This is a genomic window from Variovorax sp. BGA-UO-ETr-C22 (assembly GCF_059567965.1).
In genome coordinates, this window is record NZ_JCAQPA010000004.1 from 39,835 (window position 1) to 53,532 (window position 13,698).

Below are 13,698 nucleotides of genomic sequence, written 5' to 3' on the forward strand. Positions count from 1 at the left end.
GCGTGTTGTCACCGTCGTCGCTGCCGACGATCGGCATCGACTTCGGCACCTCCAACTCCGCCGTGGCCTGCCGGGTCGACGGCGTGGCTCGCCTGCTGCCCATCGAAGGCGCGGCCACCACCCTGCCCACCGCGATCTTCTTCAACGCCGAAGACCGCACGACCCACTTCGGTCGCGACGCCATCGGCCAGTACCTCTCGGGCACCGAAGGCCGCCTGATGCGCTCGCTGAAGAGCCTGCTCGGCAGCGCGCTGATGCAGGAAAAGACGGCGATCTACGACGGCCTTGTGAGCTTCGAGGACATCATCGCGCGCTTCCTGCGCGAACTGGCCGTGCGCACCAGCCGCGAGCTCGGCCAGACGCCCGAGCGCGTGGTGATCGGGCGACCCGTGCATTTCGTGGATGACGATCCGAAACGCGATGAACGCGCCGAGGAAAGCCTGCGTCACGCGGCGCGCGCTGCGGGCTTTCGCGAGATCAGCTTCCAGCTCGAACCGATCGCAGCCGCCTTCGACTACGAGCAGCGCATCACGAAAGAGTCGATCGTGCTCATCGTCGACATCGGCGGCGGCACCTCCGACTTCACCGTCGTGCGCGTCGGACCCGAGCGAGCTGCACGCGAGGACCGCACCGACGACGTGCTGGCCACCAGCGGCGTGCACATCGGCGGCACCGATTTCGACCAGCGCCTGAACCTCGAACGCGTGATGCCGCAGTTCGGCTTTCGTCACACCGGGCCGCAAGGGCGCGAGGTGCCGAGCAAGGTGTTCTTCGAACTCTCGTCCTGGCACCTGATCAACTGGCTCTACGCCGCCAAGGCGGTGCGCCAGGCGAAAGACCTGCGCACGAGCTACAGCGACACGCGGTTGCACGACCGGCTGATGACCGTGCTCGAAGAACGGCACGGCCACCGCATCGCGAGCGCGGTGGAAGCGGCCAAGATCGATGCGTCAGTGACCGACGCGGCGACAGCCATCGACCTCTCCTGCGCCGAGCGCGGACTGGTGGCCTCGCTCACACCGGACGATATGGCGCAGCAGCTGGCCGGCCCGCTCGAGAACGTGATCGCCTGCGCACATGCGTGCGTCAAGCGCGCCAGCTTGCGCAGCAGCGACCTCGATGCGATCTACCTCACCGGCGGCTCCTCGGCGCTGCGGCCATTCCAGCACGCCCTGCGAAAGAGCTTTGCGGGCGTGAACCTGGTCGAAGGCGACCTGTTCGGTGGCGTGGCCACAGGGCTGGCCTGCGCGGCGCACACGGCGCGCCGTCTCGCATGAAATACCTGGCGGGCTATCCGGCGCCCCTGCTGGACCAGGTCCGCCAGTTGGTCGCCGAAGACAAGCTGGGGATGCTGCTCGGCAAGCGCTATCCCGACGGCGTGCACGGCATCCAGACCGATCGCGCACTCTATGACTACGTGACCGAACTCAAGAACGAGTTCATGCGCAAGGCTGCCCCGCTGTCGAAGGTGATGTTCGACAACAAGCTGCACGTGATCCGCAATGCGCTGGGCACGCACACCACGGTGTCGCGCGTGCAGGGCGGGAAGCTCAAGGCCAAGCGCGAGATTCGGGTGGCGAGCCTGTTCAAGGACGTGCCGTTGGCGTTGTTGCGGATGATCGTCGTGCACGAGCTCGCGCACATGAAGGAACGCGACCACGACAAGGCTTTTTACGCACTGTGCATGCACATGGAGCCGGACTATCGGCAGCTTGAATTCGACTTGCGGCTGTATCTGACGCACCTGGATTCAGACGGAACGCCGCTCTGGGCATCGAACGGCCGCGCTCATCGTCTGGCCGCCGAGTCAAACGGGGCGTAAACTTTTTCAGCTCGCAGGCATTGGGCAAGATCCCGAGTGACTGCGAGGAGTGAAAAAATGAAACTCCTGATCACAGGCATCAACGGGTTTTGCAGGAAAAATGCTGTGACCAACGAAAATCTTGATCGAGCCCGCCCCGACACCTTTGCTCGCAGGCAGCGCCCCTAGCGCGTGATCATTCAATGAATCCAAAACTGCATCTCACTTCTGTCGGCGACCCGCAAATGGTCGGGGAGATCGTCGAAGGCTTCCGGCTGGGATTGTGCGAGCTCGGGTACGACGTCACGTGGAACTACGCCCAGATCGATGCGGCTCGGGTCAACATCATCATGTTCGGGGCCGCATCGCTGAAGTGGAAGGATCTCGCTCATCTGGCGCCGAACTGCATCGTCGTGAACATCGAGCAACTCGTGGAGGGTGGAAACGCCTTCCATCCGATCTATCTGGAAGTTCTGCGTAACAGCTACGTGTGGGAGTACAGCGAGCTGAACTTTAGAAGGTACGCGGAACTCGGCATACCGCACGCCAGCCTGGTTCCACTCGGCTACCAGGCCGGGGCGATCCTGGCACCGCCGGAAGCTCAGGCCCCTCCCGTGCAAGACATCGATGTGCTTTTCTTCGGCAGCCTGAATGCGCGGCGACATCGCCTCCTCAATGAAATGCGCGAGCGAGGGTTGCGTGTCGAAGCACATCACTCGATTCCTGCCGAAGAGAGGTCTGCGCTCCTGATGCGAAGCAAGTTGATGCTCAATGTGAGCTATCTTGACACCACGCGAACCGTGGAGCTTCCGCGGCTGGCCGTAGGATTTGTCGCAAGGAAAGCCATCCTCACGGAGATCTACGATGACAGCGAATTGCGCACCGAGTTGCGCCAGGGCCTTTTCGGCGTCCCCTACGAGCAGCTGGTCGACACAGCAGAGCGACTGATTTCCACGCCCGAGCAGTTGCGCGAACGCGCCGACCTGGGGCATCGGCTATTTACCGCGAGGTCCCAGGCTTCGTTCATTCAGCCAGCGCTGAAACAATTCTTCGCTTGGCGCGAGAACCAGGCTGCGCGCTGATTCAGTCGACGGTTGAGGCGGGTTCGCCGCTCGGTTTCAGCGAAAAAAATCGGCCAACTCGCGCGCGAGTGTTTCCAACTCTTCCTGCGACATGCTCTCGATGGCGTTCGACGCGCGCAAGTTGTCGGAGTCGCGGATGCTCTCGATCAATGCATTGCGCGAACCCGAGTCGTGGTGCAAGTGGAACAAGGGCACGGGTATCGAGTGCCAGCGCAACCCCAGCCGCCCTGCCCTGCGCAGCAGTTCATCGTCCTCGCCGCCCCACCCCTCCAGGCGTGCGTTGTATCCACCGACGCGGATGTACTCGCTGCGTTTGAACAGCACGATGCCTCCGTTGGCATTCGAGTACAGCACGCTGGTGTCCGCAGGCAACTGCTCCGCGTTGATCGATGCGAACCATGCGTAGTCGGGCGACTGCATGAAATTGCGCTTGAGCTCGCCGGCAATGTTGATGACGTTCCAGTAAGGGCACAGCACGTCGCTGTCGCCTCGGTCCAGCAGCGCATCGACGCAGCCGCGCAGCGTTGACGGTTGGGCAATGGAGTCGGCGTCATGGAAGCAGATGACAGGGCTGCGAGCCAGCCGAACGCCCGTGTTGTAGAGCATCGATTTGGGAAACGGCCCGTCGTGGTGGATGAAGACATGCCGGATCTTCGGATCGTTCAACCTCTGCCACTCGAAGCGCGGAGTCGGCGCAGCCTCCATCAACCACAACCGGTAGTCGGTATAGGTGCGGCCCAGATGCGCCAGCACGGCGTAGAGGTTCTCTCGCCGCTCTTCATTTGCCTCCCTGTAGGAGACGATGATGTCGATATCACGAAGGGAAATCTTGTCGGCTTCGGCCATGGGACAACGCTTGTCAGAGGGGGCGATACAGCACCACATTGTGCCCGTCGGTCTGTTCCTTGTAGCGCGTGTCGCGAATCGTCAGGTTGACCGGCAGCTTCTGGCCGCTGGAATGTCCGTTGAAAAGTCAGGCCCCATTGACCGCACTCACCACCTCGGCCAGACCGGGCCCGGCCCAGTTGTCATGTCCCATTCCGGTGCGGAAACGATGAGATAGCGCGACCGGTAGTTGAGAAATTCCAGCAAGTCGCGGCCTTGCGCGTGGAGCATGTCCTCGATGACATCGCCCAGGATCACCACGTCGTAGAGATCGTTGCTACGCTCATAGAGCTTATCGGCCGTGATCGGAAGAATCTGGTGGTAGCGTGTGCTTCCCAGCTTGTGGCAATGCACCGGCGTCGTGCCTGCCTACCGGACCTGCTGCGACGCGGCGTCCATCGCAGCCATGTACACGGACCGATAAGGCTCGGCGAGGCTCACGAAATGCACGAGCAACGTGTCTTCGCTTGCAAGCAAGGGTGGCGTGTTGATGGTCAGGTTGTCGAGCACGCTGCGCTCGTCCAGGAGCGACGCCTGGCTCAACACCTCGTTGGTGTAGTACTGGTCGCCCATACTGCTGTAGACGCCCGACTTGTCAGCCACCTCGCCGATCCGCGACCAGATCTGCGCCAGCAATTCGAGGTTGCGCGGCGTACTGCGGAACCCCATCACGCCGGAATTGAAGAGCCACGCGCCCACATCCTTGGCCAGCAGCAGGTCGCGCCCCTGCAGCAGGGGCTCGATCGGACGAGACTGGTTGAAGAAGAGCACATCGGCATCGACCCAGATCACCCAGTCGTGATCTGGCAGGTGCTGTTGCAGCAGCCAGCTCCTGACCCAGGAGCCGTTGATGCCCGGTCCGATTTCGCTGGGGACCTCGCGATACACGTGGTACGCGTAGCCGTGCCTCTCGCAGTAGCTGCGCACGTTGTGCTCCGAGACCCGGGCGTAGGTCTGCACGTGGTGGGTATAGAGCGTCACAAACGCGATGCGTGCGCCGGGGTCGAGGCTGCTGAGAGGTTCGTCGCCAAGCGAGGGGTATTGGGGTGGCTGCAGTACGGGCCGACCGTGCATCAGCGCGCCGTTGACTTCGCGCACCAGCAAGGCCTGCAGGTTCACGTCGTGCAGGACCTCGTCGCGCCATCCACCGCCTGGCAACGGAACAGGCAATGGCGCCAGATTGACCACGAAGACCCGCGCGTTGTGCCACTGCGCAATGCGCCAGGACACGTTGAAGTAGACATCGGCCACGATGCCATTGCACGCCAGCAGTCCTGCTGGACGCAGCCGTGCCGTCTCGTCGAGCCGATCAGACTCCAGTGCAACGACATGGCCCGAGTCCACGATCAGCTGGTGCAGCAACGCCCGATTGGCCGCCGTGTTGCGCACGACCAGCGTGTTGGTCATGGCCGGACCCGGTCGACCGTCGGTTGGCGGCCCTTCCGCCGCGAGCAGGTCGAAGCCTTGCACCAGGGTGTCGATGGCCACGGGGTGAAAGATCACCGAATCGCCATCGAGAAAAAACAGCCAGTCACCCTCGTCCAGCGTCCGCAAATGGCGAAGGATCTGGCTGTACTTGGCGCTGGCACGCAGCGCCGGATGGATCAGCTTGTCGCTCTCCAGCCATTGGTGAGGGTAGCCAAACAGGCGACAGTAGTGCGCATGGTTGCGCAGCACAGCCTCATCCATGCGCTGAAAAAGACTGAGGCACAGGGGCATGGCGGGCTCCGGATTGGCGGGACAGCAGCGCTCAGATGTCCACGATCCGCCTTGCGTCGCGGTATCCGCGCGAGGCGACCAGCGTCTGCCAGTCGGGTGCGGCGCCCGTCGGCAGCAGCGCCTGCCGGCGCGCTTCGCTGTTCGTGTCCGGCTGCCATCGGCCCGCGCGCACGGCAGCCTCGAATCCGTCGAGGAAGTCGTCCAGCAAACGCCCGTCTCCCACACTCTGGTTGCACAACAGCGCCAGATCGCATCCGGCTTCGAGCGCAGCCAACGCCGCATCTGTATAGCTCAGCAGCTCGCCATCGATGTAGCGCCCTGCCTCCATGCTCAGGTCATCGCTGAACACGGCGCCGTCGAACGCGAAGCGCTGGCGCAGGATTGCCTTGAGCCATTTCGACGAGAAACCCGCCGGCCGCTTGTCGACCTTCGGGTAGATCACATGCGCGGGCATCACGGCCGCGAGCGTGCCGCCCAGCCAGTCGTAGGGCCGCGCGTCGTCGGCCAGAATGGCCTTGAGGCTGCGCCGGTCGACCGGAATCTCGACGTGCGAATCGGCCTGCACGAAGCCGTGCCCCGGAAAATGCTTGCCGCAGTTGCGCATGCCCATCTGAAGCATGCCGTGCATCACGCTCTTGGCGAGCAGCGCGACCACGCGCGGGTCGCGGTGGAAGCTGCGGTCGCCGATCACGCTGCTGCCGCCGTAGTCCAGGTCGAGCACCGGCGCGAAGCTGAAGTCGACACCGCAGGCGCGCAGCTCGCCGGCCAGCACCTGACCGGCGGCGGTGGCGACCTGCGTGGCGCGCAGGGCATCGTGCATCCACAGCTCGCCCAGGCTGCGCATCGAGGGCAGCCGTGTGAAGCCGTCGGTGCGAAAGCGCTGCACGCGCCCGCCTTCGTGGTCGACGCAGATCAGCAGGTCGGGCCGGATCGCCTTGATCTCGGCGTTCAGCGCGGTCATCTGCCCGCGATCCTGCCAGTTGCGGGTGAAGTGGATCACGCCGCCCACATGCGGGTTGGCGAGGCGCCGGCGGTCGGCGGCGGTGAGTTCGGTGCCGGCCACATCGATGAGGAGCGGCGCGTGGTTCAGTTCGGTCATGTCGGTCGATCGGTCGGCAAGGCGCAGCGGCGCCGGAGATTCGTTCAGGCCTTTTCCACCACCACGAAGCTGGCGGCGTACTCGGTTTCGTCGGTGACGGTTACGTGCGCCGTCAGGCCCTGCGCCTCGAACCAGTCTTTCAGCTCGCCGTGCAGCACGATCACCGGCTTGCCGCTGCGCAGGTTGGCGATCTCGCACAGGCGCCAGCTCATCGGCATGCGCATGCCCAGGCCGATGGCCTTGCTGAAGGCTTCCTTGGCGGAAAAACGCGTGGCGAGGTAGCTCAGGCCGCGCTTGGGCCAGCGTGCGGCACGGGCCTGCCAGATGGCGAACTCGGCATCGCTCAGCACCCGGCGGGCGAAGCGCTCGCCCTGGCGCTCGAAGGTGGCCGCGATGCGGCGCACGTCGCAGATGTCGGTCCCGATGCCGTAGATCATGCGGCGTCGGCGATGCAGCGCAGGTAGTCGCTCGTGGTCGCGGCGTACCCGAGTTCGAGCGCATCGGCGACGAAGGCATGGCCGATCGACACCTCGTGCACGCCGCGCACGGCACGCAGGAACGGCGTGAGGTTGTCGCGGCTCAGGTCGTGGCCGGCATTGACGCCCAGGCCCGCCGCATGGGCGGCCTGCGCCGCGGCCACGTAGCGCGCGAGCACGGCGGCTTCCTGCGGCGTGCCGCGCGAGGCGGCGTAGCCTTCGGTGTAGAGCTCGACGCGGTCGGCGCCCACGGCCTTGACCGCGGCCATCATCTCGGGGATCGGGTCCATGAACAGGCTCACGCGCACGCCCAGCGCCTTGGCTTCGGCGATCAGCGGGCGCAGGCGCTCGGCGTCTTCCGGGAAGCTCCAGCCGTGGTCGCTGGTCGACTGGGTTTCGCTGTCGGGCACGAAGGTGGCCTGGTGCGGCTTGAGCTCGCGCACGAAGTCCATCAGGTTGTGGAAGGGGTTGCCTTCGATGTTGAACTCGATGCCCGGCCAGTCCTTGGCGAGCAGTTCCGACAGGTCGCTCACGTCGTGCGCGCGGATGTGGCGCGCGTCGGGGCGCGGGTGCACGGTGATGCCCTGCGCGCCCGCCGCCAGGCAGGCCTGGGCGGCGCCCACCACGCTCGGGATGCCGAGGTGGCGCGTGTTGCGCACCAAGGCGACCTTGTTGAGATTGACTGACAGGGCCGTGGTACCGGCATCGCCCGAAGAAGTGCTCATAGTGCTTGCAGATCTCTCATCATTTGCCGCGTGCGCAGCGTGGTCACGCCGCAATGGTAGTTGAGCAAGGCCCGCAGCTGGTTGCGCAGGGCACTGTTGCTGCCGGCGTTCATCGTCGCGACCTCGCGCAGGGTGGCGGTGAACGGGGTGCGGTCGTCGAGCACGCTCTGCAGCACCTGCCAGTCGGCGCCGGCCAGCGCGGCCTCGTCCTTGGCGGCCTGGCGCAGGCCGGCTTCGGGCACGAGGGTGTAGCGCGTGCGGGCCGCCAGCGGCTCCAGGGTGAGCGTCTGCACGTCGAGCGAGGGCAGCAGGCCGACCGAGCGCAACAGCAGCAGCTCGAAGGCGCGCAGCGCGGCGGCCTGCGTCGCGGCCTGGGCGCCCGCGTGGTCGCCGGCCAGCACCTGCACCACGCCGGCGTAGGCGTCGAACAGCGCCTCGTGCGCGTCGTCGCGCGCCAGCAGGCGCAGCAGGAGTTCGTTGACGTAGTAGCCCGAGAGCAGCGCCTCGCCGGTCGGCATGACGTGGCCGCCCATCCATTCGGCGCCTTTGAGCGTGCGGATCTCGGCGTCGCCGCCGTAGTTGAGCTGCAGCGGCTGCAGCGGCAGCAGCACGGGACGGAAATTGGAACTCGGCCGCTTCGCCCCCTTGGCCACGAGCGCGATGCGTCCGTGGTGGCGGGTGAAGACCTCGAGGATCAGGCTCGACTCGCTCCAGTCGTAGCGATGGAGCACGTAAGCCGGTTCATGCGAAACGCGATGAGCGGCGGCCACTTCATTCGTAGCCGAAGGAACGCACGCGGGCTTCGTCGTCGGCCCAGCCGGAGCGCACCTTCACCCACAGCTCGAGGAACACCTTGGCGTCGGCCAGCTTCTCGAGCTCGACGCGGGTTTCCATGCCGATGCGCTTGATGCGCTCGCCCTTGTCGCCGATCACCATGGCCTTGTGGCCGTCGCGCTCGACCACGATGGTGGCGGCAATGCGCAGCAGGCGCTTCTGGCCCTTCTTCTGGGGCGGCTCTTCCTCGAACTTGTCGATGATGACGGTCGAGGTGTAGGGCAGCTCGTCGCCCGTGAGGCGGAAGAGCTTTTCGCGCACCAGTTCGCCGGCGAGGAATTTCTCGCTGCGGTCGGTGAGCTCGTCCTCGTCGTAGAACCAGGGCTGCTCGGGCAGGTATTTCTCGCAGATGCCGAACAGGCGCTCGACGTCCTTCGCGTTCTTGGCCGACATCGGCACGAACTCGGCGAAGCTGTGCTTGGCCTGCATGGTCTGCAGCCAGGGCGCGATGTCGCCGCGGCGGTGCACGTTGTCCAGCTTGTTGGCCAGCAGCACCGTGGGGATGCCCTTGCCCAGCAGCTTGAGCACGCGCTCGTCGGCCGGCGTGAAGCTGCCGGCCTCGACCACGAACAGGATCAGGTCGACGTCGCCGACCGCGCCCTGCACGGTCTTGTTGAGCGACTTGTTCAGCGCGTTGGCATGCAGGGTCTGGAAACCCGGCGTGTCGACGAACACGAACTGCGTGGCGCCCAGCGTGCGCATGCCGGTGATGCGGTGGCGCGTGGTCTGCGCCTTGCGCGAGGTGATGCTGATCTTCTGGCCGACCAGCGCATTGAGCAGCGTCGACTTGCCCACATTGGGCTTGCCGACGATGGCGATCAGGCCGCAGTGCTGCGGCCCGGTGGCAGGCGTGTCGCCTGCGGTGTCTTCGGGTCCCGCTGCGGGATTGGTTACATCGTTCATTCTGATTTCACGCGGCGCCGCGTGCCTTGAGCCGGATCAACATGGCGGCCGCGGCAGCTTGCTCGCCGGCGCGGCGCGAGCCGCCGATGCCGCGCTCGCGAAGGCCCAGCTCGGGCACCTCGCACTCGACATCGAAGGTCTGCTTGTGCGCTGCACCCAGCGTCGCTGCCACGCGGTACACCGGCAGCTTCATTTTGTGGCCCTGCAGCCATTCCTGCAATTCGGTCTTCGGGTCTTTCGCGGCGGCTTCCATGCGCGGATTGATCTCGACCGCCTCGTAGAGCCGGTGCACCAGCGCCTGCGCGGCGGCAAAGCCGGCGTCCAGGTAGACCGCGCCGATCAGCGCTTCGAGCGCGTCGGCCAGGATGGAGGGCCGGTTCGGGCCGCCCGAGCGGGCCTCGCCTTCACCCAGGCGCAGCAGCGGCGACAGCGCCAGCCCCAGCGCGAGCCGGTGCAGCGTGTCCTGCTTGACCAGGTTGGCCCGCACGCGCGACAGGTCGCCCTCGGGCAGTTCCGAGAGACGGATGTACAGCAGGTGCGAGACGGCCAGGTTCAGCACCGAGTCGCCGAGAAACTCGAGGCGCTCGTTGTGGTCGGCCGAGAAACTGCGGTGCGTGAGCGCGAGCTGGAGCAGGCGCGGGTCCGAAAACGTGTACTGAAGGCGCGCCTGCAGCGCGACGAGGCTGCCGTCCACCTTCTTGTTCGACACCGCGGTCAGCGGGACGCGCCCTTGTATTTGAGCGTCAGGTAGGCCGGCCCGAACAGGGGGATCTCGCGCTCGTACGCATACGACACGACGACCTTGTCGCCCACCTTCTTGATCTCGAGGTCCCGGCCGCTGACCGACTTGAAGTCGTCGATGGCCTGGGCACGGTCGAAGATCGCGCGGATCTCGGGCACCGTGGCGCCTTCCTTGGCCTTGTTGGCGGCCTTGTCGATGGCCTGCCATTCGATCAGCGTCGGAATGACCTGCGCGACGACAACGCCCACGCAGCCCAGCACCGCCGCGACGAACACCAGGCCGATGAACGAGATGCCGCGCTGGTGCGCGGCACTGCCACGGACGGACCGACTGTTGGTTCTCATGCCCTCTTACCCCTCGAACAGTAACGTTGACTGTTGATTAATTATTGAAACGGACCGATGCGACCGAGATCGCCGAAGTTCATCCAGACGAAGAAGGCCCTGCCCACGATGTTCTTGTCCGGTACGAATCCCCAGAAACGGGAATCGGCCGAATTATCGCGGTTGTCGCCCATCATGAAGTAGTTGCCTTCGGGCACCTTGCACACCACGCCCTCGACCGAGTAGCGGCAGTTCTCGCGGAACGGGAAGTCGCTGGCACCCGGCACGAAGGCGGGGGCGTTCTCGTCGTTGAGGATCTTGTGCTGCTTGCCGCCGAGGTCTTCGTCGAACTGCTTCAGGATGCGCATCGACTCGCCATCGAGGTAGTCGGCGATCGGGGCCTTGCCCACCGGCTGGCCGTTGATCGTGAGCTTCTTGTTCAGGTAGGCCACCTCGTCGCCCGGGATGCCGACCACGCGCTTGATGTAGTCCATGCTGGGCTTGGGCGGGTAGCGGAACACCACCACGTCGCCGCGCGCCAGCGGCGTGCCGTCGGTGAGCTTGGTGTTGACGACCGGCAGGCGCAGGCCGTAGGTGAACTTGTTGACCAGGATCAGGTCACCGGTCAGCAGCGTGGGCATCATCGAGCCCGAGGGAATCTTGAAGGGCTCGTACAGGAACGAGCGCAGCAGGAACACCACCAGGATCACCGGGAACAGGCCCGCGGTCCAGTCGAGCCACCAGGGCTGCATCAGCAGGCGCTCGCTGGCCTTGGCGTCGGTGGTGTCGACCTGGGTGATGCCCTGCCCCGCCAGCCGCGTGTTGCGTTCGGCGATGGAGCTCTCGAGCGTGGCGGCGGCGCGTTCGCGCTGCGGCAGGAAGTAGAAGCGCTCGGCCAGCCAGTAGACCCCGGTGACCACCGTGGCCACGAACAGCAGCAGCGCGAAGTTGCCTTCGAGCGCGCCGAAATACCAGGCGCCGACGTAGCTGGCGAACGCCGCGAGAACCAGGGTGGTGAGGTATGCCATGTTCGTGGTGATCAGTCTTCGACCTGCAGAATCGCGAGGAAGGCCTCTTGCGGGACTTCGACGGAACCGATCTGCTTCATTCTTTTCTTGCCCGCCTTCTGCTTCTCGAGCAGCTTCTTCTTGCGGGAGATGTCGCCGCCGTAGCACTTGGCGAGCACGTTCTTGCGAAGTGCCTTGATTGTCTCACGCGCAATGATGGTGACCCCGATGGCCGCCTGGATCGCCACGTCGTACATCTGGCGCGAAATGATCTCGCGCATCTTCGACACCACCGCCCGGCCGCGGTACTGCGACTGGCTGCGGTGCACGATGATCGACAGCGCATCGACCTTGTCGCCGTTGAGCAGGATGTCGACCTTCACCACGTCGGACGCACGGTACTCCTTGAACTCGTAGTCCATGGAGGCGTAGCCGCGGCTCACCGACTTCAGCTTGTCGAAGAAGTCGAGCACGATTTCGCCCAGCGGCATCTCGTAGGTCAGCATGACCTGGCGGCCGTGGTAGGCCATGTTCAGCTGCACGCCACGCTTCTGGTTGGCCAGCGTCATGACGGAGCCGACGTATTCCTGCGGCATGTACAGGTGCACGGTGACGATGGGCTCGCGGATCTCCGCCATCTTGCCGACGTCGGGCATCTTGGACGGGTTCTCGACCATGATCACTTCGCCGTCGTTGCGCACCACCTGGTAGACCACGCTGGGCGCGGTCGTGATCAGGTCCTGGTCGAACTCGCGCTCCAGACGCTCCTGCACGATCTCCATGTGCAGCAGGCCCAGGAAGCCGCAGCGGAAGCCGAAGCCCAGCGCCTGGCTCACTTCGGGTTCGTAGCGCAGCGACGAATCGTTGAGCTTGAGCTTCTCGAGCGCGTCGCGCAGCGAGTCGTACTCGCTGGCTTCGGTCGGATACAGGCCCGCGAACACCTGCGGCTGGATTTCCTTGAAGCCGGGCAGCGCCTCGGTGGCCGTGGCGGCCGCGCCACCAGTGCCGGGCCGGATCAGCGTGACCGTGTCGCCGACCTTGGCCGCCTGCAGCTCCTTGATGCCCGCGATGATGTAGCCCACCTCGCCGGCTTCGAGCGACGCGCGCGCTTCGTTGGCGGGCGTGAAGACGCCGATGCTGTCGGCGTTGTACATGGCGCCCGAGGCCATCATCTTGATGCGCTCGCCCTTCACGAGGCGGCCGTCGACCACGCGCACCAGCATCACGACGCCGACGTACGGGTCGAACCAGCTGTCGATGATCATCGCGCGCAGCGGGCCGTCGGGATTGCCGCGCGGTGCGGGCATGCGCGCGACGATGGTCTCGAGGATGTCGTCGATGCCGACACCGGTTTTTGCGGAGCACGGAATCGCGTCGGTCGCATCGATGCCGATCACGTCTTCGATCTCAGTGCGCGCGTTGTCGAGGTCTGCATTCGGCAGATCGATCTTGTTGAGCACCGGGATCACTTCGACGCCGAGGTCGAGCGCGGTGTAGCAGTTGGCCACCGTCTGCGCTTCGACGCCTTGCGATGCGTCGACAACGAGCAATGCGCCTTCGCACGCGGACAGCGAGCGGCTCACTTCGTACGAGAAGTCGACGTGGCCCGGCGTGTCGATCAGATTGAGGTTGTAGACCTGTCCATCGCGTGCCTTGTAGTGCAGCGCGGCGGTCTGCGCCTTGATGGTTATCCCACGCTCTTTTTCGATGTCCATCGAGTCGAGCACCTGCGCTTCCATCTCGCGTTCCGCGAGGCCGCCGCAACGTTGGATCAAACGGTCTGCGAGCGTCGACTTGCCATGATCGATGTGCGCAATGATCGAAAAATTTCTGATGTGATTCATCAACGGGAACGCTTAAGTACTTGAATTGGCTCGGGCGCCGAGGGGCGGGGCCAAGAAAAAAGGGCGCGTCTTCTGGAGACGCGCCCTGAACCAACAAGCAATGGCAACTGCAGTAGTTGGAACTTCATTGTAGGCAAAAAGGGAAGCACGTACATCCGGGAACAGGGTCCAAAGGGCTCGTTGCAGGTCCACAACATCAAAGATACTCACAACTTATCAACAGGATCGGTGGAGCAGTAGCTGAACAACTTGTGGGCG

General features: G+C 64.8%; 15 protein-coding genes. 3 read left to right on the forward strand and 12 right to left on the reverse strand.

Annotated elements, in window-relative coordinates:
* Nucleotides 1-2 precede the first annotated feature (2 nt).
* From AC57B8_RS00715 to AC57B8_RS00725, 3 genes are all read left to right on the forward strand, one after another.
* The gene (locus AC57B8_RS00715; RefSeq protein WP_496478405.1) at nt 3-1,277 is read left to right on the forward strand and encodes an Hsp70 family protein; all 1,275 of its coding nucleotides are present in this window, start codon (nt 3-5) and stop codon (nt 1,275-1,277) included.
* A complete protein-coding gene (locus AC57B8_RS00720) occupies nt 1,274-1,822 on the forward strand; it encodes a M48 metallopeptidase family protein (RefSeq protein ID WP_496478341.1) in 549 nt (182 codons plus the stop codon). The genes AC57B8_RS00715 and AC57B8_RS00720 overlap by 4 nt, the downstream gene beginning before the upstream one ends.
* Nucleotides 1,823-2,004: 182 nt before the next feature.
* Nucleotides 2,005-2,883 carry a hypothetical protein gene (locus AC57B8_RS00725; RefSeq protein WP_496478342.1) on the forward strand — a complete coding sequence of 293 codons (879 nt, stop codon included), beginning with the start codon at nt 2,005-2,007 and terminating at the stop codon, nt 2,881-2,883.
* 36 nt (nt 2,884-2,919) lie between these two features.
* Here AC57B8_RS00725 and AC57B8_RS00730 read toward each other — a convergent pair whose 3' ends face one another.
* The 12 genes from AC57B8_RS00730 to lepA all read right to left on the reverse strand — a co-directional run bounded on the left by AC57B8_RS00730 (nt 2,920) and on the right by lepA (nt 13,440).
* Nucleotides 2,920-3,729 carry a galactosyltransferase-related protein gene (locus AC57B8_RS00730; RefSeq protein ID WP_369629808.1) on the reverse strand — a complete coding sequence of 270 codons (810 nt, stop codon included), beginning with the start codon at nt 3,727-3,729 and terminating at the stop codon, nt 2,920-2,922.
* A gap of 147 nt (nt 3,730-3,876) precedes the next feature.
* Nucleotides 3,877-4,122, reverse strand: a complete 246-nt coding sequence (locus tag AC57B8_RS00735; protein ID WP_493193360.1) for a hypothetical protein — start codon at nt 4,120-4,122, stop codon at nt 3,877-3,879.
* A 15-nt stretch (nt 4,123-4,137) separates the two neighbouring features.
* Nucleotides 4,138-5,487, reverse strand: a complete 1,350-nt coding sequence (locus AC57B8_RS00740) for a glycosyltransferase family protein (protein WP_493193358.1) — start codon at nt 5,485-5,487, stop codon at nt 4,138-4,140.
* A gap of 31 nt (nt 5,488-5,518) precedes the next feature.
* Complete coding sequence (gene nagZ, locus AC57B8_RS00745) at nt 5,519-6,586, reverse strand: beta-N-acetylhexosaminidase (protein WP_493193356.1); 1,068 nt, start codon at nt 6,584-6,586, stop codon at nt 5,519-5,521.
* A 44-nt stretch (nt 6,587-6,630) separates the two neighbouring features.
* Nucleotides 6,631-7,023, reverse strand: a complete 393-nt coding sequence (gene acpS, locus AC57B8_RS00750) for a holo-ACP synthase (protein WP_056572075.1) — start codon at nt 7,021-7,023, stop codon at nt 6,631-6,633.
* The gene (locus tag AC57B8_RS00755) at nt 7,020-7,787 is read right to left on the reverse strand and encodes a pyridoxine 5'-phosphate synthase (protein WP_496478343.1); all 768 of its coding nucleotides are present in this window, start codon (nt 7,785-7,787) and stop codon (nt 7,020-7,022) included. The genes acpS and AC57B8_RS00755 overlap by 4 nt, the downstream gene beginning before the upstream one ends.
* Nucleotides 7,784-8,557 (reverse strand): DNA repair protein RecO, encoded by a 774-nt coding sequence (recO, locus tag AC57B8_RS00760; RefSeq protein ID WP_062475523.1) that lies wholly within the window; start codon nt 8,555-8,557, stop codon nt 7,784-7,786. Before recO ends, AC57B8_RS00755 begins: the two co-directional genes overlap by 4 nt.
* Nucleotide 8,558: 1 nt before the next feature.
* A complete protein-coding gene (gene era, locus AC57B8_RS00765) occupies nt 8,559-9,524 on the reverse strand; it encodes a GTPase Era (protein WP_056572080.1) in 966 nt (321 codons plus the stop codon).
* A 7-nt stretch (nt 9,525-9,531) separates the two neighbouring features.
* Entirely contained in the window at nt 9,532-10,218 is a 687-nt protein-coding gene (gene rnc, locus AC57B8_RS00770; protein ID WP_056572447.1) for a ribonuclease III, read from the reverse strand.
* 20 nt (nt 10,219-10,238) lie between these two features.
* Complete coding sequence (locus AC57B8_RS00775) at nt 10,239-10,610, reverse strand: DUF4845 domain-containing protein (protein WP_062475531.1); 372 nt, start codon at nt 10,608-10,610, stop codon at nt 10,239-10,241.
* 41 nt (nt 10,611-10,651) lie between these two features.
* Nucleotides 10,652-11,617, reverse strand: a complete 966-nt coding sequence (gene lepB / locus AC57B8_RS00780; protein WP_062475534.1) for a signal peptidase I — start codon at nt 11,615-11,617, stop codon at nt 10,652-10,654.
* 11 nt (nt 11,618-11,628) lie between these two features.
* On the reverse strand, nt 11,629-13,440 hold the full coding sequence (lepA, locus tag AC57B8_RS00785; protein WP_070062248.1) for a translation elongation factor 4: 1,812 nt from the start codon (nt 13,438-13,440) through the stop codon (nt 11,629-11,631).
* Between the last annotated feature and the right edge of the window lie 258 nt (nt 13,441-13,698).